Below are 23,243 nucleotides of genomic sequence, written 5' to 3' on the forward strand. Positions count from 1 at the left end.
GTGGATTTTCTGACTCCTCCATCTTTGGTTACAACCAATTTTCCCGAACTGCTCACCATGTTTGCAGCAGCACTTGGCTGTGGCTTACTGATTGGATTAGAGCGTGAACGCAGTAAAAAAAATGGACAACATCACCGTTTTGCAGGCGTACGTACCTTTGGAATTTGCGCATTATTAGGTGCCATTTGCTTCTTATTGGGCACGAGCATTGCCATTGTGGGTGCGTTGATTGTTGGGGGAATTGGCTTATATTCCCTCAAAAATCAAACGGAAGATGACCCCGGCGCTACCACCGAACTTGCCTTCGTGATGACCTATTTTATTGGTGCATTGTGTTTATGGAATATTCCATTGGCAGCAGGTTTATCGGTTATTTTGACAGGTTTACTCATGACCAAGCATACCATGCATGGCATTGTCAGTCAGTGGATTACCGAAGCTGAACTACGTGATGGCTTGTTCTTACTGGCTTTGGTGTTAATTGCCTTGCCGCTGACACCCAATACCGCACTATGGGGCAATGTACTTAATCCTTATGTGATTTTAAAATTATTGATTTTAATTTTAAGTGTGCAGGCTTTAGCGCATATCGCTAAGCGCTTACTCTCAAGCAGCAATGCCCTCATGTTGTCTGCGATTGCTTCAGGTTTTGTATCAAGCACAGCAACCATTGCCAGTTTAGGCATGGAAGTACGCGCAGGTCGTGGTGAAGCACGTGCCAACGCAGGTGCAGCGCTGATGTCTTGCGTGGCGACTTTAGCGCAAATGTTGATTATTGTGGCGGGTGTCAATCTGATTTGGTTTAAGTTATTAATTATTCCAAGTTTGGTCGGAATCGCGATTTTGGTTGTAGCGGGTGTCTGGTTGCTCAAAAAACATAAAAGTACGGCAACGGCAAAGCCAGAAACCGATACCCGTATGTTTAGCCTTAAAGAAGCCGCAATTATTGTGGCGACATTGACCGCAATTCAAGCGATGGTATACGGCTTGGAACAAACCCTTGGGGATGCAGGTTTAATCATTGGTACCCTGCTCGCCTCGTTATTTGAGGTTCATGCCGCAATTGCAACCGTGGTGATGCAAGGTCCACCGAGCCAGCAGGTACTTTTGTATGCCTTAATTTTAGGTGTGGTGGCACATGCGATTGCCAAATGCGTCAATGCCGCGCTCATTGGTGGTTTGCGCTTTGCACTTTATTTCGCCCCTGCCCAAATTTTGCACATGCTGGCGTTGGTGGCTATTTTATATATGATGGTTTAATCGACAGCGATTAAAACAATTTTTAGGATGTGTACTGCGTGCTGATCGACACGGAAACTGACATCAAAATCTGCAAAATTCATGGTGTAAATTCGTTCAGCATCATCCTGATATGCAGGTCGTGGATCTAAAGACAAGACCTGTTCCAATTCCTGCGCAATCTGTGGCTGTAATACGCCAGATTCGAGCAACTGATTTTTTTGCGCTTCGGCTGTGTCCATCCATAGCACTGTTTTTCTTATGGGTTCATCTTGCGCATAACCACTTTGTGCATCAGGCACAGCATCTGAATATTGAATATAAGGTTTAATATCCAAAATAGGCGTGCCATGCAACAAATCTGCTCCTGTCACATAAACTCGCAGTGACTTACCCACTTTTTTGACCTGTTTAAATTGCACTACAGATAAACCAATGGGCGCAGGTCGATACATGCTGCGCGTCGCAAACACACCTATTTTTTGATTACCACCCAAACGTGGCGGACGCACTTGTGCACGAAAACAGGGGTTTTGCTGTTTCTGTACGGTTGGATGAGCATCGGTTTGGTTTTTATTGTCGTGAAATTGCCAGATTAACCATAAGTGACTAAACGCTTCGATCCCTTCAAATGCCAACACATCGTTATAAGGCGCCTGCATTTCAATATACGATTCGACTTGTACCAGATTCGGTTGACGAGGAATACCAAATTTTTCTCGGTAGGGAGAGTGCATAAATCCGATTATTGGCATTTTTAGATCAGTCTTCATCACTTTTTCTGATAAGCTCAATTAAATATATTCAGTTTATAGAGAATGATTTTAGATTAGAATAGCAAGCTGTTCTAATTTGATAATTTATTGAGACCTTTAATGGCTGCTTTCAACGTCGAAAAGATTACTCACGTACACCACTGGAATGACACTTTATTCAGTTTTAAAACGACTCGCGATACCGCACTACGTTTTAAAAACGGTCAATTTGTGATGATTGGTCTGGAAGTAAATGGCAAGCCTTTAATGCGCGCTTACTCGATTGCCAGTGCTAACTATGAAGAAGAGCTAGAATTCTTCTCAATTAAAGTACCTGATGGCCCTTTAACGTCTATTTTACAAAAAGTAAAAGTGGGCGATGAATTGCTGGTTTCTAAAAAACCTACAGGCACTTTGGTACTGGATGATTTAAATCCTGGTAAAAACCTATACTTACTTTCTTCAGGTACAGGTCTAGCTCCATTTTTGGCAACCATCCGCGACCCTGAAACTTATGAACGCTTTGAAAAAGTGATTGTGGTTCACGGTACACGTTTCATTTCTGAATTGGCTTATCAAGATTTAATTCTAAATGAATTACCAAATCACGAGTTTTTCCAAGAACTTGGTATTCGTGAAAAACTGGTATATTACCCAACCGTTACACGTGAAGAATATCCAAACCAAGGACGTGTGACCACGGCAATTGAATCGGGTGAAATCTTTGAAAAAATTGGTTTACCACGTTTTAACCCTGAAACTGACCGTGCCATGTTATGTGGTAGCCCTGCATTCTTAAAAGATGTTGCAGCATTACTTGACCAACATGGTTTAAAAGAATCACCACGTATGGGTGAATTGGGCGATTACGTGATTGAACGTGCTTTCGTTGAAAAATAAAAGCTGTTGAATCTAAAAAAACCGAGCTAAATAGCTCGGTTTTTTGTCATTAGCATCAATTAACGTACACTGCGACCTTCTTGGTTAGCACGTCCTTCACAGTGTGCACCACCACCAATTACAAACCCACGCTCTGCCTGACATGAACCAATCATACGACCACTCGAATCATAAGTTGTCACTTTTGAAGCACAACCTGTCATCAAAATAGCCGCTGTTAATGCGATTAAACTAGAAATTTTCATTGTATTACCCCTCTAAAAAATTAGTCTTGTTGCAGTGAAATCTGCGAATTATTTGGTATGGTTGGCAATAAACCCGTGCGCTCATCTACTTTAGAATAGTTAATGCCTTGTATGTTGGCACCACCATAACACACAGCTTTAGCCCCCAAAATAAAGCCCTGTGTAGCGACACATGAACCAATCACTTGCCCTGCAGTATCATAAGTCACTACTTTAGAACTACAGCCAGCCAAAGCAATCAGGCTTGCTATAGAAAATAATTTAATTAGTTTCATTTAACCCTCAATTTAAAAAAAATTAAATATTATTCATCGTGTAAATTATTTTTAAATACATCAATTTATTTTTAATTTTAGTTATATATTATTTTTTGTAAATAGCAATTTGGAATAACTTATCGTTATTTTTACTTCAAATTTTAAAATTATTGCGACTACAAAAAATTAAAAGCACTCCATCTAAATCACTCAAATCAGATGGAGTGCTTTTTACGTTTATTCTTTATTCTGGTACATTTATTCTTCGTTCAGCCAAAGCTTGCTGAATCACATGATACCCCGCTGTTAAGCCCAAACTCGCCATAATCACGGCTACCACAAGATCTGGAATCAAACTACCCGTACCAAATACACCCACTGCCGCCAAAATAACTGCGAAATTACCAATCGCATCATTACGGCTACATAACCACACCGATTTCATATTCGAATCACCATCTCGAAATGCATATAAAATCAATGCAGTAACCACATTGGCTAATAAGGCGATGATCCCAATAATACCCATGGTTATGGCTTCAGGTGGAATACCCTGTATATAGGCATAGATAACCTTGCCCATCACCACCACACCAAACAAGGCCATCGTGATGCCTTTGACCAAAGCCACAGTAGCACGCCAATACAAACTTGCACTTAACACCGCAAGTGAAATCCCGTAATTGACAGCATCTCCAAAGAAATCCAGTGAATCTGCCCATAGGGATGATGAATGGGCATAGGCACCACCTATCAACTCGATAAAAAACATGCTGAGATTGATCACCAATGCAATCCATAACGCGGTTCTAAATTTACTATTCGGTTTGATTGGCGCAGGTTCATGACTACACGTACATGCCATAGACACACCTTCTTTCAAAATGAAACTGTTTCGATTATGCTCATTTAAAACTATAGACTTAGTCCAAGGTCAAGCATGACACAATATTTAATTCATGAATTAGCTAAAAAAGTTGGAGTCAGCACAGATACAATTCGTTTTTATGAAAAGAAACACTTACTCACCCCAAGCTTTCGTGCCGAAAATAATTATCGCTATTACAATGATGAGGCACTCAAGCGTTTGATTTTTATTAAGCGTTGTCGTGCTTTAGATATGAACTTAAAAGAAATTGAAGCTTTGATTGAATTAGAAAAACAGCCAAAGCAAAACTGCTGCGCCGTGAATGAATTGATTGATGAACATTTAAGGCATGTAGAAGATAAAATTGCCGAGTTGCAGCATTTTCAGCTACAACTTCAGCAACTTAGACAAGCCTGCATCACACAAACAACTATTGATGATTGTCAGATTTTAAAACGGCTCGAAGCCGAATAATCACTCTCTCAGCCTTTTCTCATGCGGTTTTGCTTATCTAAAATTGAATTATCAAGACTTCTGATTAACACGTTGCGACAACTGCTCGGCAGTTTCCACACGTTCAGAATAACGATCTACCAAATATGCTGCTTGCCCGCGAGTCAGCAAAGTAAATTTATATAACTCTTCCATCACATCGACAATACGGTCGTAATAGCTAGACGCTTTCATGCGGCCATCTTCCTCAAACTCTAAAAAGGCTTTAGGAATAGAAGACTGATTGGGAATGGTGATCATCCGCATCCAACGTCCTAAAATACGCAATTGATTGACGCTGTTAAATGACTGCGACCCGCCACACACTTGCATTAAAGCAAGCGTTTTACCTTGTGTGGCACGAATTGCACCTGCAGCAAGTGGAATCCAGTCAATTTGTGCTTTAAAAATTGAGCTCATCGAACCATGACGTTCTGGGCTACACCAAACCATACCTTCTGCCCACGCCAACAATTCATGCAGCTCTTGAACTTTGGGATGTGAAGCATCGCCATCTTCAGGTAAAGGCAAACCTTTGGGATGGAAAATTTTTACCTCAGCGCCAAAGTGCTCCAAAATTCTGCCCGCTTCCTGTACCGCCAAACGACTATAAGAACGCTCACGGTTTGAACCGTACATCAATAAAATACGTGGCGGATGGTTCAACGGCTTTGCCTGCACCTGTTCAAAACTTGGTGTAGGCAATAAATCTAAATCAATATTGGGTAATACCATGCTGCATACTCTTAAAACTAAAATGGGCAACGCATGCCCATGTTTTTATCTTAAACCTCAAAATGAAGAAAATTACTTTGAACTGACAATCGACTCATTTTGATAAAACTTTTTACGCAGCCATAAAGACACACTCACCAAAGCAATCAACACAGGCACTTCAACCAAAGGGCCAATAATCGTGGTAAATGCAACGGGAGAAGCCAAGCCAAACGTTGCAATGGCAACAGCAAGTGCTAATTCAAAATTATTCCCTGCTGCGGTAAAGGAAATGGCGGTCGTCCGTGGATAATCATTGCCCATCCATTTGCTCATAAAGAAGCTAATAAAGAACATGGCAACGAAGTAAATAATCAATGGAATGGAAATGCGTAAAACATCCATCGGCAAGCTCAGTACTTCTGCGCCTTTTAGTGCGAACATCGCCACAATGGTAAATAGCAATGCCAACAGACTAAATGGGCTAATTTTGGGTAAAAAAGACGTTTGATACCAATCTAAGCCTTTGCTTTTCACTAAAATCAAGCGTGTTAAAAAGCCCATCAAAAAAGGAATACCCAAATAGATTAAAACAGCTTGGGTGATTGTCCAAAAACCAACATCAATCACTTGTCCTGCCACGCCAAAATACGGCGGCAAGAAACTCAGAAACAGCCATGCATAAGTACTAAAGAATACAATCTGAAAAATACTGTTAAACGCAACTAATGCAGCCACGTATTGGTTATCACCACAAGCCAAGTTGTTCCAGACCAAGACCATCGCGATACAGCGTGCCAGACCAATTAAAATCAAACCTGTCATATATTCAGGATAGTTTTGCAAGAAAATAATCGCCAAAGCGAACATCAAACACGGAGCAATCAACCAGTTTTGTACCAAAGACAACAACAAGGTTCGGCGGTCTTTAAACACTTCTGGCAAAGCTGCGTAATCGACTTTTGCCAATGGTGGATACATCATCAAAATCAAACCAATCGCAATGGGAAGATTGACTGTTCCCACACTCATTTGATCTAAGCTTGCCGATACTGCAGGAAATACCACGCCAATCGCAACACCTAGCCCCATGGCAATAAAAATCCATAAGGTCAGATTACGATCTAAAAAAGAAAGTTTGGACTGTGCCATGTGCTTACTCGCAATGTGTTGCAATTGTAGGGTTGATGTGCTTCATCGGGCTGACATCTTGCTGCGCGATAATATTTAAAACAGCAAACGCCCATCCGGGTAAATCTGGGTTCAAACGGTAATACACCCACTGCCCCTGACGTTGATCTAGCAAAATAGATAAATTCCGTAACAACGCCAAATGACGTGATATTTTCGGTTGATTTAACTGCAATTGTTCTGTCAATTCGCATACACAAATATTGTGTTGAGCCATCACCAATTTCAGAATGTCCAGTCGGGTTGGGTCTGACAAACATTTAAAAAAATCAGTTTGATTCATTTTTTATCTGCACTTCAATATTAACTATTGCGAATATACGCATATCCATATATAAATGCAATATTGAATTTTTATCGGACTAAAACGGGTCACTACACATGAGCAACAGCATCAAAATTTTTCATAACCCTGCCTGTGGAACGTCACGCAATACTTTAGAATTAATTCGTAATACAGGACAAGAACCTGAAATTATTGAATATTTAAAAACCCCACCTACACAAGCTGAACTTACTAGCATGATTCAACAAGCAGGTTTAAGCGTGCGCGATGCAATCCGCAAAAATGTAGAACCATACGAACAGTTGCAACTTGAAGGTAGTTCACACAGCGATGCGGAATTAATTGCATTGATGGTCGAGCATCCGATTTTAATTAATCGTCCATTTGTCGTGACCGAGTTAGGTGTGAAATTGTGCCGCCCTTCTGAACTGGTCTTAGACTTGCTCACTCAACCACAATTAAAAAGCTTCAGCAAAGAAGATGGTGAGGTGGTCATTGATGAACATGGGCAACGAGTACGTTAACACGCTTTTATCCATCAGAAATTGATTATAGGCAATGAGTCAAATTGGTATGAAAGTCCCTTCTCTTAGATTCTGTATGGCTCAGGATGAGGAACTTTCTATATCAAGATTAGCCCCAGCGTTTCAGCATAAGTTTTCTTCTGAATCCCGAGCTATTTACTAGGTTGAATCCTAAATTTAGATTCATACAATAAAGCTATATTTCTGCTATTGCTTTTTGATCATGACCATTTCCCACGTCACCGAACTTCTCTCTCCTGCTGGTTCTTTAAAAAACATGCGCTATGCCTTTGCTTATGGTGCAGATGCAGTCTATGCAGGTCAGCCGCGTTACAGTTTGCGCGTGCGTAATAACGAATTTGATCATGAAAACTTAGCAATTGGTATTCAAGAAGCACATGAATTAGGCAAAAAGTTTTATGTGGTGGTGAACATCCAACCGCATAACAGCAAACTCAAAAACTTTATTCGTAACCTAGAACCTGTGGTTGCCATGCAACCCGATGCGCTGATCATGTCTGACCCAGGTCTGATTATGATGGTGCGTGAAAATTTCCCCGACATGCCTGTACATTTATCGGTACAAGCCAATGCGGTGAACTGGGCAACGGTGAAATTCTGGCAAAATATGGGTTTAACCCGTGTCATTCTTTCGCGTGAATTGTCGATTGATGAAATTGAAGAAATTAAAAACAACGTGCCTGGCATGGAAATTGAAGTATTTGTGCATGGTGCGCTGTGCATGGCCTATTCAGGTCGTTGCATGCTTTCAGGCTATATGAATAAACGTGATGCCAACCAAGGCGCATGTACCAATGCCTGCCGTTGGGAATATAAAATTCACGATGCAAAAGAAGATGAAACAGGTGACGTAATTCCTGTCAAAAATCTTTCTGAAACTGCCGATGCAGATGAACAACACATGCAGGCACAGCATCAATTTAACGAGCCTGTGTTATTACAACGTAATGACGAAGATATGTTTGCTGCCGAAGAAGATGAACACGGCACTTATTTTATGAATTCTAAAGATTTACGCGCAGTGCAGCACGTTGACCGTTTAACTAAAATGGGCATCCATTCACTAAAAATTGAAGGTCGCACCAAATCTTATTTCTACTGCGCACGTACTGCACAAATTTACCGTAAAGCCATTGATGATGCGCTTGCAGGCAAACCATTTGACCCTGCATTAATGACTCAATTAGAAGGCTTAGCTAACCGTGGTTATACCGAAGGTTTCTTGCGTCGTCATGTGCACAGCGAATACCAAAACTACGAAACAGGTTCATCAAGTTTTGATCATCAGCAATTTTGCGGTGAAGTCTTAGAACGTAATGGTGACTACATTAAAATTGATGTAAAAAACCGTTTTGTAGTGGGCGATTCTTTAGAATTGATGACGCCACAAGGCAATATCTATTTCACTTTAACTGAAATTAAAGATAAAAAAGGCAATCTGATTGAAGATGCTAAAGGTTCAGGGCATATTGTAGAAATCCCTGTACCTGCAGATGTCGATATGCGTTATGCCCTGCTGATTCGCAACTTGCCAAATTCGACTGCAGATATTTCCGCCTCATCGTTGGCTTATCAAGCCAACTAAGTGGCAATAAACTAAGCGAGTTTTGCGATGGCACTCCTGATTACCGACCAATGCATCAATTGCGATATGTGCTTACCCGAATGCCCGAATGAAGCAATTTATGAGGGCGAGAAGGTATATGAAATTGATGTGGCGCGTTGCACAGAATGTGTGGGGTTTTATGACTATCAAACCTGCGTTTCAGTCTGTCCAATTGAATGTATTATTCCGCATCCTGAGCATGTCGAAACCAAAGAGCAACTGCAGGACAAGTTTAATCAGCTGAATTTATTTGGACAAAATAATAAGGCTAATTAGACTGAGATAAATCCAACTACAGTAAATCAAACTGGATGCTAAAAAATAAAAAAAGAACTGAGTTGTTAGCCGACCCAGTTCTTAAAACCAAAAATAGAATAAATAAACTTTTAATACTGTGCGATAAAGCACTTTACTGAACATAGCGCCTGAGTATTGGGGAACTCAGGCGCTATCTTTTTAGCGAATACAATTTAAGGATAGTTCATCCGCGTATTCAGATGTATTCGTTCAGACTTATTGACCTGAACGAATGATGTAGTCGAATGCTGAAAGTGATGCTTTCGCACCTTCACCTGTTGCAATAATGATTTGCTTGTACGGTACAGTTGTACAGTCACCTGCTGCAAATACACCTTTTACATTGGTTTCGTTGCGCTCATTAATCACAATCTCACCACGATTCGTCAGCTCTACTTTTGACGCTTTTAAGAAGTCCGTATTTGGTAATAAACCAATTTGTACGAAAATTCCTGCAAGTTCAACAGTATGCTCTGCATCTGTCGCACGGTCTTTATATTTCAACGCAGTCACTTGCGCACCATCACCAATTACTTCAGTCGATAATGCATTAGTAATTACTGTAGTATTTGGCAAGCTGTTCAATTTGTTTTGCAAGACTTGGTCTGCACGTAATTTAGTATCAAACTCTACCAAAGTCACATGCTCTACAATCCCTGCAAGGTCAATTGCTGCTTCTACACCTGAGTTACCACCACCAATCACTGCAACACGCTTGCCTTTAAACAACGGGCCATCACAGTGTGGGCAGTACGCCACGCCACGGGTACGGTATTCTGCTTCACCAGGTACATTCATTTCTCTCCAACGTGCACCTGTAGACAAGATCACCGTTTTCGATTCAAGTGTTGCGCCATTTTCCAAAGTCACTTCGACCAAACCATTGCCAGTTTCATCAGCACCTTTAATGGCAGATACTTTTTGTAGATTCATAATATCTACATCATATTCACGCACATGCGCTTCCATTTCTGCCGCAAACTTTGGACCTTGTGTTTTTTGGATAGAAGTAAAGTTTTCAATATCCATGGTATCCATCACCTGACCGCCCATGCGCTCAGCCACAATACCTGTACGAATACCTTTACGAGCTGCATAGATTGCAGATGTATTCCCTGCAGGGCCGCCACCAATTACCAAGACATCAAACGCCTCTTTGGCATTCAGTTTCGCTGCATCTTTGCTCGCAGAATCTGTATCTAATTTAGCTACAATTTCTTCCAAAGTCATACGACCTTGACCAATGTGGTTGCCATCTTGGAATACCATCGGCACAGCCATAATTTTGCGCTGCTCAACTTCTTCTTGGAAGAATGCACCATCAATCATGGTTGCTGTTGTGCCAGGGTTGTAAATCGCAATGAGGTTCAAAGCTTGTACTACATCTGGACAGTTGTGGCAGCTCAACGATACAAACACATCAAAGTGAGATGAAAGATTCAATTCTTTGATTTGCGTTAATACTTCATCCGATACTTTTGGTGCATAACCAGAAGTTTGCAATAAAGCCAAAATTAATGAAGTGAACTCGTGCCCCATTGGTAAACCTGCGAAGAATACGCGCGGTTGCTCACCTACTTTTGCAATCCCAAAACTTGGTGCACGTGCGTTGTTACCGTCAAAACGTGCAGTAACTTGTGGCGAAAGTGCTGCAATTTCTTCAACCAATTCTTTAATTTTGGCAGATTTATCAGAACCATCTAAAGTCGCGACAAGCTCGATTGGGCTTTCAAGACGTTCTAATAAAGTTTTAAGTTGTGTAGAAGTATTTTGGTCTAACATGGCTAACGTCTCCAAGGGAGTAAATTTATTTGTTGATGTCATCTTACGAAAAATAGTTACATAGGGGAAACGGTTTATTTTTATATTTATGATCGTTTTTTTAAATGATAGTGAGTTTCAAGCTTACTATTTCATTTAAAATACCTAAAGCTATTCAATTTAGACATTAACATAAAAACTGAATGTCTGCCTTAAGCAATTGAGCCTAATCATTTTTTATTCAAGTTGTTGTTGAATCCGCAGAATACGCTGCTGTAAATGTCGCGATAAAAACCAGAGTACCGCAGACAGTATTAACATAAGCGCCATAACCGCGAGATTCATATAATAAACCAGCGTATTTAATTGCTGTGCTTGCTGCACTTGCTTATGTACGCTTTGCGCCATAGGCGTTAAAGCTTTGCCATAAACTTGCTGCTGCATCGTCCATAATTGTTCAGGTTTAAATCCATAATGTAAAAATTGCGGATCTTGCTGCTCTGCTTTGACCAAGGTCAACACTTGCGGAATGGCTGCATCTTTATCTGCGGGATGATGCATCAATGCCGTTTGCGCCAACAAATAGGCTTTAACAGGCGCTGCCATTTCTGCATTTTGTAAATAACGCGCCAATTCACTTTCTTGAATGTGCTTTTCATAATGCACAATTTTGGCATATACCTGCTGCGTATCATCTTGTCGGTCATGCTGAACATAACTCAATGCCGACCAAAGTAAAATAAAACTCAGCAACCAAGCTACAAATTTCAAAACAAAGGACTGAAAGCGAATATAAAAAAAACGAATTTTCTTGAGTAGATGAACTAGAACGAATGCACCAATAAATGACACCGACAGTTTTAAAATCAACCAACCCAACCAGTTCAACAAACTGAAAAAATAATCAGGTTGCTGCCCTAAATTTGCCAAAGTCGCATCGACACTTGCAGGCATGTGTAATTGCTGAACTTCAGTGCTTAAACCAAAGAAGCTATAAATCACATCTTGCTGAATAAAAAAGCCAATTGCCGATATAAGCACCACCGTCATAGACAGCACAGCCAAAAAACTGAGCTTTTTTTGACGCTGCTGTAATGCCACAACACCTGTTTTTAGCTGCTGTGGCTGAATGGCATATTCATCAAGTGGGGGCAAATCCGACTCCTTATCAGGTAAATTTCAGATTAAATGAAGTCATTGTCAAAATGCATTTATTGACCAGACTGTTGACTTGAACCAATCACCAATTGATTCAGATTCTCCTGTAAGGCTCGCAAACGCGTAGTCGCTTCTGCACGTTTTTGCATGCCTTCTTTTTGTACCTGGATCACATCGTTCACTGTTTTAATGAGGGTATTTTGTACGTGTTCAAGGGTTTCAATATCAATCACCGAACGCTGATTGGCTTTGGCAGTATCAACCGAGTTTTGATGCAATAAATCTACATTACGGCGCAGCAATTCATTGGTGGCATCATCAATACTGTTGGCCAGTTGCACACTGTTTTTCTGCTCATTTAAAGAAATCGCCAAACTAATCTGGTTTTTCCACGCAGGTAAGGTAATGTTTTTAATCGCATAAAATTTATCGACCAACATTAAATTATTGGACTGGATAATCCGAATCATCGGCAAAGTTTGCATGGCAGATTGTTGCAACACATGCAAATCACTCACCCGCTTTTCTAAATTATTAGCAAGATGATTGAGATCATAAATTTTTTGAGTCGTGGTCTGATCCTGCGGCTGCGCGGAAAATTCAGAAATTTGCTGCTGAATTTCCTGCTGTTTTAACTTACCTGCTGCAATATAAATCCCCAATTGTTTATATTCATCTTGCACACCATGAAACATTTTATCCAGTGTATCTACACGGTTTTTTAAACCATTTTGTGAGCTTTCAATTTCTGTGACCAGACTATCAATTTGCGCTTTGGTGCTGTTAAAGTTTTGATCAAAACTTTGTTTAGCGCCTTTTAACTTATTGAATAAACCACCCAAAAAGCCACTGCTTTTGTTTGGATTTAAAATACTGTTGGTATTTAACTGCTGTGCAACCTGCACCACCTGATTCAGCTTTTGCCCTGTGACATCCAAATCCTTATTTTGCACCAAACCTAAAAGCTCATCGGTATAACTTGACGTTTTAGTGGCGATATTTTTGCCATATTCTGCAACCGAATGATGGCTAAGATCGCTTAATTCTTTACGCGCAGCCAGCACCTCCTGAAAGTCATCAGGCTGTAAGCCAATTTCCTGCAAATTGAGTTGCTGAAATTGTTGCTGAGTCTGTTCATCACTCACTTGCACAGCGACGTTGCGTTGTTCAGAAGTTGTCATATTTCGCCTCTATCTAATCAAAACCATGCCTTATGATTGCGCAGGTTTTTCTAAGGATTTTCTTAATGTCTTAATTAAATGCTCACGACTTTGATCCAGCTTTTCTAGCTGACTGTGTGAGCCACTTTGCTGACTTTGTTTGACATGATATTGCCATGCAGGAATGAGTACCTGCTGCGCTTCTTTAAAGCGATCTAACAAACTAAAAGAGAGTTGCTGTGAAAGTTGCATTTGAGTAATCGCAATATCATTACTACTTTGCAAAGTCTTTAAACTATAAATTTTCTTGGCCAGTCGTTCGCTAAAATTATCCAAAGGATGCTGATTGCGCACAAATCGTGGATATTCCAATAAAAATTCATCGGCAGCTTGAATATATTTCGCCATTTGCTCACGCAAACCAACCAACTGCTGAAAACGTGATTGTGATTTCTGAATTTCAATTTGCAGCTTTTGACTCAAACGGTCTGCTTGCCCTAACAAATGATCTAGGTTTTTATAATATTGCACTTGCCCCGCGCCATATTCCAAATCTATGCCTAGCCACTTTTGCAGCGCATTAAACTTACGTTGCTTTAACACTTTTTTAGATTTGCCAAGCGCCTGAATCAATTGCTCAATGGTCACACTCAATTGCTGAGTTAAATGTGGATCCACCCCATCCAATAAAACTGACTGCGCTTGAATCACCTGATCTGCATAATGATTTAGACGATATTGATCATTCAACAACGGAACTAAATCATTGCGTTGAATCGCCAAAAGCTCTGCACGATCCACCGTAATCTCTTGCAAAGGCAGTAACACTTCAAACTGAGCCATAGACCATCACAACCCTCTTTACATGATTTTATAGTACGTGTTTTTCGGCTAAGGTCATGTAATATTTTGCAATTTTTTATTTCGATCTGCTTAAATGCTTTTTTATAGATTCGCATAACATCAGTCACAAGATGCCTGATTCAAAACACCAGTGCATAAAAAAGCCATGATCAACATGGCTTTCAATGTTCCTAACGCAGGATGATAAACAGATTATAAATAATCGCCTTCACGCTCTGGCTGATACAAAATCTTCTCAATTTTGACTTTCATCATATGACCATCGGGCTGTGGCCATTCAATTTCCTGACCTTCAGCTAAACCTAAAATGGCAGTCCCGACAGGTGCAACCACATTCACCTGCCCTTTCTCACCTTTAAAGTCATGCGGATAAACCAAGGTAATTTCAGTCGGTTCTTTTGCAGGTGCAATGGTAATCAATGCGCGGGCATTCATGCTCACCACATTATTCGGTACATCTTGTGGCGCAACCACTTCAGCACGTGCCAATTCATCTTCTAGATGTTGCATCGTTGGCGTCAATTTAGGTTGATGCTCAAGCATCGTTTCCAAACGGTGCAAATCTTGTTCTGAAATAATAATCTTTGGTCTAATCATTTACTTTTATTCCTGTCATTCCGACAATACTGTCATCATCAGCTTGCCTACAATCATATTCAATACGCTTAAGTTATAACAGAAATTCAGCTTATTGAACGAAAAATCAATTTTTTACATCCATAAAAAAAGCCCCCTTGAGGGGCTTTTCTCAAGGCTGTGCTTATTTTGCGTAAACTGGGAATTTCGCGCAAACAGCTTCAACTTTTGCTTTTACAGTATTAATTACAGCTTCGTCACCTTTGCTGTCAAGAATGTCTGCAATCCAACCTGCAAGATCACGCACTTCTGCTTCACCAAAACCACGTGTAGTTACTGCTGGAGTACCAATACGGATACCAGAAGTTACAAATGGAGAACGTGGATCGTTTGGTACAGAGTTTTTGTTTACAGTAATGTGCGCAGCACCTAACCATGCATCTGCATCTTTACCTGTAATATCTTGCTTGATTAAAGAAAGCAAGAACAAGTGGTTTTTCGTACCACCAGATACTACATCATAACCACGTTCAATAAGAACTTCAGCCATCGCTTGCGCATTTTTAACAACTTGTTGTTGATACGCTTTGTATTCAGGCGCCATTGCTTCTTTAAAGCAAATTGCTTTTGCTGCAACTGCGTGTACTAATGGACCACCTTGGTTACCAGGGAACACAGCAGATTGTAATTTTTTCTCGATCTCTTCGTTTGCTTTCGCAAGAATTAGACCAGAACGTGGGCCACGCAATGTTTTGTGAGTTGTCGTAGTCGTTACGTCAGCAATTTGCACAGGGTTTGGATAAACACCTGCAGCCACTAGACCTGCTACGTGTGCCATATCTACAAATAAATAAGCACCAATTTTGTCTGCGATGTCGCGGAAACGCTGCCAATCTACAATTTGGCTATACGCAGAGAAACCCGCAACAATCATGCGTGGTTTGTGTTCAAGCGCTAAACGCTCAACTTCTTCGTAATCAATTTCGCCAGTTTCTGGGTTTAAACCATATTGGATAGCGTTATATGTTTTACCTGAGAAGCTTACTTTTGCACCGTGAGTCAAGTGACCACCGTGTGCCAAGCTCATACCTAACACAGTATCGCCTGGGTTAAGTAAAGCTAAGTAAACTGCAGAGTTTGCTTGTGAACCAGCGTGTGGTTGAACGTTAGCATAATCTGCACCAAAGAGTTCTTTAGCACGGTCAATCGCCAGTTGTTCAATAATATCTACGTATTCGCAACCGCCGTAGTAGCGTTTGCCTGGGTAGCCTTCTGCATATTTATTGGTAAGTTTTGAACCTTGAGCTTCCATTACTGCAGGTGAGCAGTAGTTTTCAGAAGCAATTAACTCAATATGAGCTTCTTGGCGCGCATCTTCATTGGTGATCGCTTGAGCTAATTCTGGATCAAATTCGGCAATAGAAATATTGGCAAACATTAGCGAGGTCCTATTAATTTAGGGCTTTTAAGCCGTGCTAAGATTGGCGCGTATTGTAGCATAAAGTTTGTGAACTGAGAGAATGAACTTTGCTCAGTTTTACATAAAAATAGCTCATGTTTCAGATAAAACATGAGCTATATCAGGTCAAATCAATCTTTATCGTAATTCAACAACTTACTGAATAGGCATTAAAGATTGTACATCTTTAATAATCTCATCCATATTATCCACATACACCGAACCATGATCCCATTTTTGCTCTACAGGTAAATCCTGATCAGTGACGTAATGAATTTTAGTTCCCATCCCTTGAGCTGACTGAACCAAGTAATCCGTGACTTGTTTCGGTACAGTTGGGTCAGCCGTTCCTTGATAAATAAATATAGGCGTACTGATTTTCACTTTTAATGGCTGTGAACCATGGGTTAAGAAATCTTTAACTTCAGGGATGGTCGTCATGAAATTCGGTTGAGTACGTGGATAACCATCCAATTTTCCATAAGTCTGTGCGTGCTCTCGCATTGGCTGAAGCATACTCCCACCTAATGCCTCATAACAGATTGACTCTGCCTGAGCAGCAAGTTGATCTGTTGGTGACACAAATATTTCAGAATATTTCAAGGTTGGAGCAGTATTTCTTAGCCCCGCAGCAATTAGAGCAGTAAACGTATCTAATGGTACAAGTGTCTGTACTTTCTTTATTACATCTGGCTCCTGAGCTGCTTTTTGTTCACCACCCGCCAATACCAACGCTAAATTTGATGCAGGTGCGATAGCTATGGCACCCTTATAATTTAACTGCGCACGCGATGCATACTGCGCTGCACCTAAAGCCGCATGTCCACCCTGTGAATGTCCAACTACACTCCAGCGCGTTTCTGCAGTATTACCCAAAAGCTTGCTTGCAGCGACAACAGCATCTGTAATCGAATAAGCTGCACTTTTTAAATTTAAGAATGGGTGTAATTCTTTACCGCTCGGCTCACCTAAACCTTCGTAATCTGGTGCAACAACGGCATAACCTGCCGCCAATAGTTTAGCAATGAAGTATTCATTTCCTTTTAAACCTTGACGGCTCGGTGCACACGCATCTGCCACGCCTGTTGTGCCATGTGCCCATACTACAAGTGGCCATCCGCCCGCAGGTTTAACTGTTTGAGGGGTAAAAACAAGTGCAGTTGCCTGAGTTTCCTGTCCATTTACACCTAACATTTTATAAGTCATCAATGTTTTAGAGGCACTTACTGTATCTAAAACATTATTCGCATTTGCACCCTGATCCAAATAAGGCTCTGTTTTTACGATAGGGGCACTAAAATTATATTTCGGAATGCCATCTTCAATAACCACAACACTCGTATCGTCATGATCATCATTACAGGCGGTTAAAAACAAACTGCTACTAGCCAAAGCCACACTTAACCATATTTTTTTCATTTGTTTACCCTTATCTTCATATTCTTATTGATTGCATCCTTCGCAATCTTTATTTGTACGCTTCTTTACCGTATTAGGCAAGATTTGGATAATTAATATGCAAGTGTATTTTATTTAAAATTAAATACTTACGTTAAAAATCAGTAAATTGATCACATATACAGTTGTCTATTAAATTTCAATTCAATTTGTCATACGCAGCGGCTAATGTTAGATTGCATTTTTATTGAATGACGCAAGCGAATCAGGACATGCAGGCTATTATTCTCGACACAGAAACCCATACTTTAAATGGACAACCCATTGAGATTGCCTACGCCCCCATTCAAATTCAAGATGGCAAAATCAGTCTAGATAAAAGTAAAATTTTCGATCAGTTGTATCAAGTTGATGAGCCTATTTCATTCGCAGCGATGGCGGTGCATCATATTTTAGAATCGGATTTAATTGATCAACCGCATTACAGCAGTTTTGAATTACCTGCCGAAACCACCTATATCATTGGGCATAATATTGATTACGATATTCGCGCTCTGGAAAAATGTGGTGTAGATACCTCTAAAATTAAAGCCATTTGTACTTTGGCACTTGCACGTCGTGTATGGCCGAATGCAGAAGCACACAATATTTCAGCTTTAATTTATATGATTACCAAAGGTAGCGAAAAAGCGCGTGACATGATTAAAAAAGCGCATCGTGCCGATATGGATATTATTTTAACGGCTAATATTTTGATGCATGAAGTTCATCAACTACAAATTCAAAGTATTGAAGAGCTCTATATCGCTTCAGAAGAAGCACGTATTCCACAAATTATCAATTTTGGTAAACATCGTGGTACGGCAATTGCCGACCTTCCTGCCGATTATGTGCAATGGTTATTAAGACAAGAAGATTTAGATCCTTACTTACGCAAGGCGCTCAAAATACCAGCATTTTGACTTTATAAATGTTTCAAGTGAATCTTATTGCATTTACCTGTCATAAATTATTCATATTATTGTAATTTTCAAAGTCTATGCTTTGCCTTAATTTATTGGGGAAATAAATTAAGGCTCATGTTTAATTATCAAAAAACTCAACTCGGTCTAGATGCATTACAACAGCGCACACGTGATTTAAATGCACGTCAACGTCGTTTATTGGTACTGATTGGTACTGAAGATTTTGATTTACTCGGAGATCAGTTCAAGCAACGTCTTGCACCACCTGAATTGATTGAACAGCTATTAGATATGCAACTAATTGCCCCTGCTGCGCTTGAGCAAGATACATTGCAACAACAAGAGCAAACGGCTAACATTCTGCTGCAACAAGCGCCAGTGCCATCATCTACCACTTTGCGCACAGAAATTCATAGCCAACTTGCAAGCAGCACCCCGCAAGCCCATGCTGAGAGTTTGGCAGAACCAATCCGCACCCAACATCTTCAAGTAAATTCAGTTCCTGCATATTTAGAAGCACGTGTTGCAGCTGCCATTAATACAGAACAGCCCGCTGAACAACCTGAACCACAAGCAGAAATACAGCCTGAAATTACTGCCTTGAGTTTTGAAGATGTAAAATTTCTCATGATGGATACTTTACAGCGTCATTGTGGATTAATGGCAAAACAACTGATTCAGCGAATTTTACAAGCGCAGGATATTCGCAGCTTAAAACTCTGCCAAATGCAATGGATTACCTCTTTACAAGAAACTCGTTTGCCGCCAAAAGCACTCAATCAGATTTTGCAGCAAATCAATCACTCCCTACAAAAGCTTAATCCGACTTAAAGCTTAGATTTTTTTACTTAGTTTTAAGTCTTTTTAACAATTAAAACCATGCTCAGGGATATATGGATTAATTTATTTTTATTACTTTTCAACACTTTAAAAACACATATAAATCCACATCTAAACCTTAGATTCATTATCCCTATAAAAGCTAAGACTTTAGCGGCATAGCCCCGACTCATAAAAATCAGCGATATAGTATTTTCCAGAATTGTTGAGGCACAGGGTCATGATGAATCATGCATTTTTTTTAGCGTTTGATGCTTATGACAATCCAATGCAACTCAGTAAAGTTGGCAATTGGGTGATTACCTTTTTAAGCCCAAAAGATCAGGAAAGCCAAATACAGTTAGCGATTACCAATGTGTTGCCGCGTCAAATTTCAGCACATTTACAACCGCGACGCATAGTGATTCAACAAAGTACAGATGCCCAGCTCTGGCAAATCTTGCAAATTGAATGTTTTGATAGTCAAACCAATCAAGAGTTGAGTTTTCAACCCGATGATGACATTGGGCAAGCGGTCATTCAAAAAATTATTCAAGAGTTTGATAAATACGATGTAAATATCCAACTTGTAGAAGATCAGACGGTTTAAAGCGATATGTTTTACACTTAATGAGCACTTTATTTACGTGTGCTTTAAAAATCCTGCGCACAAAAAAGCTCATCGAAATGAGCTTTTCTAAAAATAAAGTAGTCTCACAAATATTTACTCCAACACACGGAAAATACTATCAGACTCGCGGCTTTCAAACAAAAGTTCGATGCTTGGTAAAATCACTTCACCTTCCACAATAATGTGTTCAATTTTGTGAAATAGTGCCAAACCCGCTGCCAATGAAGTTTCTGGGATATTACGTAGCAATGCTTTTGCTTCGTAAATATGGCTAAACTGGTCTTTAACTTTAATATCGATGATTTGCGTCATTGTTGTTCCCTTTTTCTTGACGGAAATTTTTTATACCATAGCTTATAAATTTTTTAAAAAAGTGAGTTGTTAGATTGTTTGACAATGTAGTATTTTTTTTAAACTAAATTTAAATTATCTAATAAATTCAAACACATATTTTTTAAAATTTTATTTACAACTTACAAAACCACAGTAAATTTGCTTGTTTTTCATTCTAGCACAGAAAAAACTCGCATTGCTGCGAGTTTTTTTATGTTGGAAGGCTAGTGCTGATTTTATTGTTTGAACAAGAGTTACAAACTCAACGAGCTGTCATTGATCCGTCCAACTGCATCGTAGCGTCTATTACATTGAATGACCTACTGTAGTTTTAATATAGTGAAACTTATTTTTTGCTGCAATAGCCCACTACATTTCAACACATTCACACAGCAAAATTTCAATTGATTTAATTTTCAGTTACGGCATAATTTTATGCGGTTAAAAGCTCCAGCTTTGCGATTAGCTTCTGCATAACTTGGCGATACTTTCAAATAATAAGAAGTCGACGATTATTCAATTAACTCAATTTCATAATCAACATCTTGCAGCATATCTTTATTGTATAGCTTTACCATTGCTGTTGCTTCAGCATAATCGTAGAACAAACCTTCTGCGACGGCTTTACTGCGAAATTCCGTGGTACCAATTTCATTATCATGCGGAACAAAATATAAGTTTTCTGGAATGAGTTTAACGATATAGCCCACGAAGCTGCCCTCAGATTTTTCAGTTTTAAAATATGTGAGTTTTATATGCTGAAAAACGTGATCAGGCTATGGCAAATAAGATCGAATGTTTATCTTAATTTTTTATATACTTTGCAACTATTTTTTATATTACAGTTCAATGCTTATATACTAATTTGGTGCGCTCAGCGCGCACCATAAATACTATGCATCTTATTGATTTATAGTAATAAAAAATAAAACCACAATAGCTTTTACCGTAAAAAATACCGTAAAAAAGCTATTAACTTATTTTAACAGAAATTTAGATTTTTTTAGATGGTATCAATTGAAATCAAGGCCTAAACCAATGATTGTAAAATCTAACATATTCCCTACCCAATTTTTACTCAAATTAGATTTCGTGCATTGAATACCAAAACTAATTTTGTTCAAATCTTCGGCTAGGATTTGATGTTGGTTACTGATTTTAACACATGTGAATTCAATATAAAAAGCAATGTTATAACATTACTTTTTTATATTTCTTTTTTTCATGTATCATTTAATAGTACAACTTCAGGGATAAGGTTATGTTTGAAAATATTGATGCTTTAAAAACAAAATTAGATCAGCATCGTCCTCTTTCTCCTGCAATTGTAAAAAATCTACAAGATGATCTTATTGTCCGCTGGACATATCACTCGAATGCGATTGAAGGTAATACACTTACATTGCTAGAAACAAAAGTCGTTTTGGAAGGAATAACCGTTGGTGGCAAAGCATTACGAGAACACTTCGAAGCAATCAATCATAGAAATGCAATTTACTATGTTGAAGATATTATTAGAAAGGAAGAACCTTTTTCTGAATGGCAAATTCGCAATATCCATCAACTCATTTTAAAGAATATTGACGATGATAATGCTGGTCGATATCGCCAGCAAAATGTATTGATTTCAGGTGCTACAACTACACCACCGGAATATACCCTACTCAATGATAAAATGGCTCAATTGATTGATTGGTATAACAGTGAAGCACATGCACTTCACCCTATCGAACGTGCTGCAAAAGTACATGCTGACTTTGTTGGCATTCACCCATTTATCGATGGCAATGGACGTACCTCGCGCCTCTTAATGAATCTTGAATTATTAAAAGCTGGCTATCCACCTTGTGTCATCACTGTTGAAAATCGATTAGCTTATTATGAAGCTCTTGATCAATGGATGGCTTATGGAAAAACTGAGGCATTTATCCAATTAGTTTCTGAGGCTGTATTGGAAGGGTTTAAGCCGTATCAAGTTGTATTGGGGATTTAAGTATATCTGCTAGGCCTCTACTTGAAATTTCAATTATTTATCGAAGGACTCACCTTCTATAAACGAATGATATTAATCTCATTCAGACACTAAAATATTTTTAGAGACACCCATCACTTTACATGCTCTAGAAACATTCTGAAGTTTTTCAACTAAATTGAACTAAAGCAATAACTAGCTTTTTTATAATAAAATATTTTAAAACCAATGATTTATTATTTATGAAAAATATATAAATTTAAAAATCATCACTCATTAAATAATTGCTCGCACAGGCTTTGTTGCACAAAGATTTCATAACTATATGATTTTAAAAGTTTTGATTATTTTTTGATCCAAAATTAAATTTATTTAAATCAGATGCTTACATATTTATGCAACAAAGCCGCTCGCACAATAAAAAAAACTATTGCTAATAAAAAAAACAACCATAAAATATCATTTATTTTCAATAAGAACCCAACCCCTCCTTGATTTTTGAAAATCCTATTCAAATTATAATAAATAAATGCTAAGTCAAAAATAACTACTACTGGAATACCAAGTATTGTACTTATTCCCAAAATATTAACAATAAGCAGTATTAGAATCTTTTTTAGATTACTCGATGTATAAACCAAATGATTTAAAAACAGTTCCTTCAAAATAACCTCTATATAAAAATAGTAGAATCTCCTTTAAATTAAAAGGAGATTCTCAAATAACACAGCATTATTTTTAAGGTAATTAGC

26 protein-coding genes are annotated in these 23,243 nt (G+C 39.0%); 10 read left to right on the forward strand and 16 right to left on the reverse strand.

Going from position 1 to position 23,243, the window contains the following annotated elements; all coding sequences use genetic code 11:
* The first annotated feature begins 57 nt into the window (after positions 1-57).
* Positions 58-1,260 (forward strand): DUF4010 domain-containing protein, encoded by a 1,203-nt coding sequence (locus tag HYG89_RS02080; RefSeq protein ID WP_178865891.1) that lies wholly within the window; start codon positions 58-60, stop codon positions 1,258-1,260.
* Here the strand turns inward: HYG89_RS02080 and tsaA are convergent.
* Positions 1,257-1,994 carry a tRNA (N6-threonylcarbamoyladenosine(37)-N6)-methyltransferase TrmO gene (tsaA, locus tag HYG89_RS02085; RefSeq protein WP_218644899.1) on the reverse strand — a complete coding sequence of 246 codons (738 nt, stop codon included), beginning with the start codon at positions 1,992-1,994 and terminating at the stop codon, positions 1,257-1,259. The two genes, HYG89_RS02080 and tsaA, sit on opposite strands and share 4 nt — an antisense overlap.
* Before the next feature lie 120 nt (positions 1,995-2,114).
* On the opposite strand from tsaA, the gene HYG89_RS02090 reads away from it, so the two are divergent.
* The gene (locus tag HYG89_RS02090) at positions 2,115-2,894 is read left to right on the forward strand and encodes a ferredoxin--NADP reductase (RefSeq protein ID WP_004972950.1); all 780 of its coding nucleotides are present in this window, start codon (positions 2,115-2,117) and stop codon (positions 2,892-2,894) included.
* A gap of 59 nt (positions 2,895-2,953) precedes the next feature.
* Here HYG89_RS02090 and HYG89_RS02095 read toward each other — a convergent pair whose 3' ends face one another.
* From HYG89_RS02095 to HYG89_RS02105, 3 genes are all read right to left on the reverse strand, one after another.
* Positions 2,954-3,139, reverse strand: coding sequence for a hypothetical protein (locus HYG89_RS02095; protein ID WP_004972947.1), 186 nt, complete (start codon positions 3,137-3,139; stop codon positions 2,954-2,956).
* A 20-nt stretch (positions 3,140-3,159) separates the two neighbouring features.
* Positions 3,160-3,414: a hypothetical protein gene (locus tag HYG89_RS02100; RefSeq protein ID WP_004972946.1), complete on the reverse strand. Its 255-nt coding sequence runs from the start codon at positions 3,412-3,414 to the stop codon at positions 3,160-3,162.
* 226 nt (positions 3,415-3,640) lie between these two features.
* On the reverse strand, positions 3,641-4,261 hold the full coding sequence (locus HYG89_RS02105) for a cation transporter (RefSeq protein ID WP_178318927.1): 621 nt from the start codon (positions 4,259-4,261) through the stop codon (positions 3,641-3,643).
* 75 nt (positions 4,262-4,336) lie between these two features.
* Here HYG89_RS02105 and HYG89_RS02110 point away from each other — a divergent pair, with 75 nt between their 5' ends.
* Positions 4,337-4,738, forward strand: a complete 402-nt coding sequence (locus tag HYG89_RS02110) for a MerR family transcriptional regulator (RefSeq protein ID WP_178865847.1) — start codon at positions 4,337-4,339, stop codon at positions 4,736-4,738.
* Between the two features lie 51 nt (positions 4,739-4,789).
* Here HYG89_RS02110 and arsH read toward each other — a convergent pair whose 3' ends face one another.
* The 3 genes from arsH to HYG89_RS02125 all read right to left on the reverse strand — a co-directional run bounded on the left by arsH (position 4,790) and on the right by HYG89_RS02125 (position 6,944).
* Positions 4,790-5,491, reverse strand: coding sequence for an arsenical resistance protein ArsH (arsH, locus tag HYG89_RS02115; protein ID WP_178865848.1), 702 nt, complete (start codon positions 5,489-5,491; stop codon positions 4,790-4,792).
* Positions 5,492-5,563: 72 nt separating this feature from the next.
* Positions 5,564-6,622, reverse strand: coding sequence for an ACR3 family arsenite efflux transporter (arsB, locus tag HYG89_RS02120; protein ID WP_004972938.1), 1,059 nt, complete (start codon positions 6,620-6,622; stop codon positions 5,564-5,566).
* Positions 6,623-6,626: 4 nt separating this feature from the next.
* On the reverse strand, positions 6,627-6,944 hold the full coding sequence (locus tag HYG89_RS02125) for a metalloregulator ArsR/SmtB family transcription factor (RefSeq protein WP_178865849.1): 318 nt from the start codon (positions 6,942-6,944) through the stop codon (positions 6,627-6,629).
* Positions 6,945-7,042: 98 nt separating this feature from the next.
* Between HYG89_RS02125 and arsC the strand changes: the two genes are divergently transcribed.
* The 3 genes from arsC (at position 7,043) to HYG89_RS02140 (ending at position 9,374) form a co-directional block, all read left to right on the forward strand.
* Positions 7,043-7,471 carry an arsenate reductase (glutaredoxin) gene (gene arsC / locus HYG89_RS02130; RefSeq protein ID WP_154320582.1) on the forward strand — a complete coding sequence of 143 codons (429 nt, stop codon included), beginning with the start codon at positions 7,043-7,045 and terminating at the stop codon, positions 7,469-7,471.
* A gap of 223 nt (positions 7,472-7,694) precedes the next feature.
* Entirely contained in the window at positions 7,695-9,077 is a 1,383-nt protein-coding gene (yegQ, locus tag HYG89_RS02135) for a tRNA 5-hydroxyuridine modification protein YegQ (protein ID WP_178865850.1), read from the forward strand.
* 27 nt (positions 9,078-9,104) lie between these two features.
* The gene (locus HYG89_RS02140) at positions 9,105-9,374 is read left to right on the forward strand and encodes a YfhL family 4Fe-4S dicluster ferredoxin (protein ID WP_178865851.1); all 270 of its coding nucleotides are present in this window, start codon (positions 9,105-9,107) and stop codon (positions 9,372-9,374) included.
* 237 nt (positions 9,375-9,611) lie between these two features.
* Here the strand turns inward: HYG89_RS02140 and ahpF are convergent, their stop codons facing one another.
* From ahpF to HYG89_RS02175, 7 genes are all read right to left on the reverse strand, one after another.
* Positions 9,612-11,177, reverse strand: coding sequence for an alkyl hydroperoxide reductase subunit F (ahpF, locus tag HYG89_RS02145; RefSeq protein WP_178865852.1), 1,566 nt, complete (start codon positions 11,175-11,177; stop codon positions 9,612-9,614).
* A gap of 216 nt (positions 11,178-11,393) precedes the next feature.
* Positions 11,394-12,311 (reverse strand): hypothetical protein, encoded by a 918-nt coding sequence (locus tag HYG89_RS02150; RefSeq protein ID WP_131261786.1) that lies wholly within the window; start codon positions 12,309-12,311, stop codon positions 11,394-11,396.
* Positions 12,312-12,367: 56 nt separating this feature from the next.
* The gene (locus HYG89_RS02155; protein ID WP_178865854.1) at positions 12,368-13,495 is read right to left on the reverse strand and encodes a toxic anion resistance protein; all 1,128 of its coding nucleotides are present in this window, start codon (positions 13,493-13,495) and stop codon (positions 12,368-12,370) included.
* A gap of 30 nt (positions 13,496-13,525) precedes the next feature.
* Positions 13,526-14,317, reverse strand: coding sequence for a tellurium resistance protein (locus HYG89_RS02160; RefSeq protein ID WP_178318924.1), 792 nt, complete (start codon positions 14,315-14,317; stop codon positions 13,526-13,528).
* A gap of 213 nt (positions 14,318-14,530) precedes the next feature.
* Positions 14,531-14,935 (reverse strand): nucleoside diphosphate kinase regulator, encoded by a 405-nt coding sequence (rnk, locus tag HYG89_RS02165; protein ID WP_004972920.1) that lies wholly within the window; start codon positions 14,933-14,935, stop codon positions 14,531-14,533.
* A 163-nt stretch (positions 14,936-15,098) separates the two neighbouring features.
* Positions 15,099-16,352, reverse strand: a complete 1,254-nt coding sequence (gene glyA, locus HYG89_RS02170; RefSeq protein WP_178318923.1) for a serine hydroxymethyltransferase — start codon at positions 16,350-16,352, stop codon at positions 15,099-15,101.
* Positions 16,353-16,529: 177 nt separating this feature from the next.
* Positions 16,530-17,792, reverse strand: coding sequence for an alpha/beta fold hydrolase (locus HYG89_RS02175; RefSeq protein WP_178865856.1), 1,263 nt, complete (start codon positions 17,790-17,792; stop codon positions 16,530-16,532).
* Positions 17,793-18,043: 251 nt separating this feature from the next.
* On the opposite strand from HYG89_RS02175, the gene HYG89_RS02180 reads away from it, so the two are divergent.
* From HYG89_RS02180 to HYG89_RS02190, 3 genes are all read left to right on the forward strand, one after another.
* Positions 18,044-18,733 carry an exonuclease domain-containing protein gene (locus HYG89_RS02180; RefSeq protein WP_178865892.1) on the forward strand — a complete coding sequence of 230 codons (690 nt, stop codon included), beginning with the start codon at positions 18,044-18,046 and terminating at the stop codon, positions 18,731-18,733.
* A gap of 117 nt (positions 18,734-18,850) precedes the next feature.
* Positions 18,851-19,567: a hypothetical protein gene (locus HYG89_RS02185; RefSeq protein WP_178318921.1), complete on the forward strand. Its 717-nt coding sequence runs from the start codon at positions 18,851-18,853 to the stop codon at positions 19,565-19,567.
* Between the two features lie 229 nt (positions 19,568-19,796).
* Positions 19,797-20,165, forward strand: coding sequence for a hypothetical protein (locus HYG89_RS02190; protein ID WP_371971679.1), 369 nt, complete (start codon positions 19,797-19,799; stop codon positions 20,163-20,165).
* A gap of 114 nt (positions 20,166-20,279) precedes the next feature.
* On the opposite strand, the gene HYG89_RS02195 is transcribed toward HYG89_RS02190, so the two are convergent.
* Both HYG89_RS02195 and HYG89_RS02200 read right to left on the reverse strand, forming a co-directional pair.
* Positions 20,280-20,498: a hypothetical protein gene (locus HYG89_RS02195; protein WP_004972907.1), complete on the reverse strand. Its 219-nt coding sequence runs from the start codon at positions 20,496-20,498 to the stop codon at positions 20,280-20,282.
* A gap of 533 nt (positions 20,499-21,031) precedes the next feature.
* A complete protein-coding gene (locus HYG89_RS02200; protein ID WP_004972905.1) occupies positions 21,032-21,229 on the reverse strand; it encodes a hypothetical protein in 198 nt (65 codons plus the stop codon).
* A 551-nt stretch (positions 21,230-21,780) separates the two neighbouring features.
* Between HYG89_RS02200 and HYG89_RS02205 the strand changes: the two genes are divergently transcribed.
* Positions 21,781-22,512 (forward strand): Fic family protein, encoded by a 732-nt coding sequence (locus HYG89_RS02205; RefSeq protein ID WP_178865858.1) that lies wholly within the window; start codon positions 21,781-21,783, stop codon positions 22,510-22,512.
* The last annotated feature ends 731 nt before the right edge of the window (positions 22,513-23,243 follow it).

Source organism: Acinetobacter sp. SwsAc5 (assembly GCF_013391485.1).
Lineage (GTDB): Bacteria > Pseudomonadota > Gammaproteobacteria > Pseudomonadales > Moraxellaceae > Acinetobacter > Acinetobacter towneri.

Coding starts and splice junctions, on each gene's coding strand:
- HYG89_RS02080 (WP_178865891.1), top strand. CDS start 58: ATGTTTGCAGCAGCACTTGGCTGTGGCTTACTGATTGGATTAGAGCGT.
- tsaA (WP_218644899.1), bottom strand. CDS start 1,994: ATGCCAATAATCGGATTTATGCACTCTCCCTACCGAGAAAAATTTGGT.
- HYG89_RS02090 (WP_004972950.1), top strand. CDS start 2,115: ATGGCTGCTTTCAACGTCGAAAAGATTACTCACGTACACCACTGGAAT.
- HYG89_RS02095 (WP_004972947.1), bottom strand. CDS start 3,139: ATGAAAATTTCTAGTTTAATCGCATTAACAGCGGCTATTTTGATGACA.
- HYG89_RS02100 (WP_004972946.1), bottom strand. CDS start 3,414: ATGAAACTAATTAAATTATTTTCTATAGCAAGCCTGATTGCTTTGGCT.
- HYG89_RS02105 (WP_178318927.1), bottom strand. CDS start 4,261: ATGGCATGTACGTGTAGTCATGAACCTGCGCCAATCAAACCGAATAGT.
- HYG89_RS02110 (WP_178865847.1), top strand. CDS start 4,337: ATGACACAATATTTAATTCATGAATTAGCTAAAAAAGTTGGAGTCAGC.
- arsH (WP_178865848.1), bottom strand. CDS start 5,491: ATGGTATTACCCAATATTGATTTAGATTTATTGCCTACACCAAGTTTT.
- arsB (WP_004972938.1), bottom strand. CDS start 6,622: ATGGCACAGTCCAAACTTTCTTTTTTAGATCGTAATCTGACCTTATGG.
- HYG89_RS02125 (WP_178865849.1), bottom strand. CDS start 6,944: ATGAATCAAACTGATTTTTTTAAATGTTTGTCAGACCCAACCCGACTG.
- arsC (WP_154320582.1), top strand. CDS start 7,043: ATGAGCAACAGCATCAAAATTTTTCATAACCCTGCCTGTGGAACGTCA.
- yegQ (WP_178865850.1), top strand. CDS start 7,695: ATGACCATTTCCCACGTCACCGAACTTCTCTCTCCTGCTGGTTCTTTA.
- HYG89_RS02140 (WP_178865851.1), top strand. CDS start 9,105: ATGGCACTCCTGATTACCGACCAATGCATCAATTGCGATATGTGCTTA.
- ahpF (WP_178865852.1), bottom strand. CDS start 11,177: ATGTTAGACCAAAATACTTCTACACAACTTAAAACTTTATTAGAACGT.
- HYG89_RS02155 (WP_178865854.1), bottom strand. CDS start 13,495: ATGACAACTTCTGAACAACGCAACGTCGCTGTGCAAGTGAGTGATGAA.
- HYG89_RS02160 (WP_178318924.1), bottom strand. CDS start 14,317: ATGGCTCAGTTTGAAGTGTTACTGCCTTTGCAAGAGATTACGGTGGAT.
- rnk (WP_004972920.1), bottom strand. CDS start 14,935: ATGATTAGACCAAAGATTATTATTTCAGAACAAGATTTGCACCGTTTG.
- glyA (WP_178318923.1), bottom strand. CDS start 16,352: ATGTTTGCCAATATTTCTATTGCCGAATTTGATCCAGAATTAGCTCAA.
- HYG89_RS02175 (WP_178865856.1), bottom strand. CDS start 17,792: ATGAAAAAAATATGGTTAAGTGTGGCTTTGGCTAGTAGCAGTTTGTTT.
- HYG89_RS02180 (WP_178865892.1), top strand. CDS start 18,044: ATGCAGGCTATTATTCTCGACACAGAAACCCATACTTTAAATGGACAA.
- HYG89_RS02185 (WP_178318921.1), top strand. CDS start 18,851: ATGTTTAATTATCAAAAAACTCAACTCGGTCTAGATGCATTACAACAG.
- HYG89_RS02190 (WP_371971679.1), top strand. CDS start 19,797: ATGATGAATCATGCATTTTTTTTAGCGTTTGATGCTTATGACAATCCA.
- HYG89_RS02195 (WP_004972907.1), bottom strand. CDS start 20,498: ATGACGCAAATCATCGATATTAAAGTTAAAGACCAGTTTAGCCATATT.
- HYG89_RS02205 (WP_178865858.1), top strand. CDS start 21,781: ATGTTTGAAAATATTGATGCTTTAAAAACAAAATTAGATCAGCATCGT.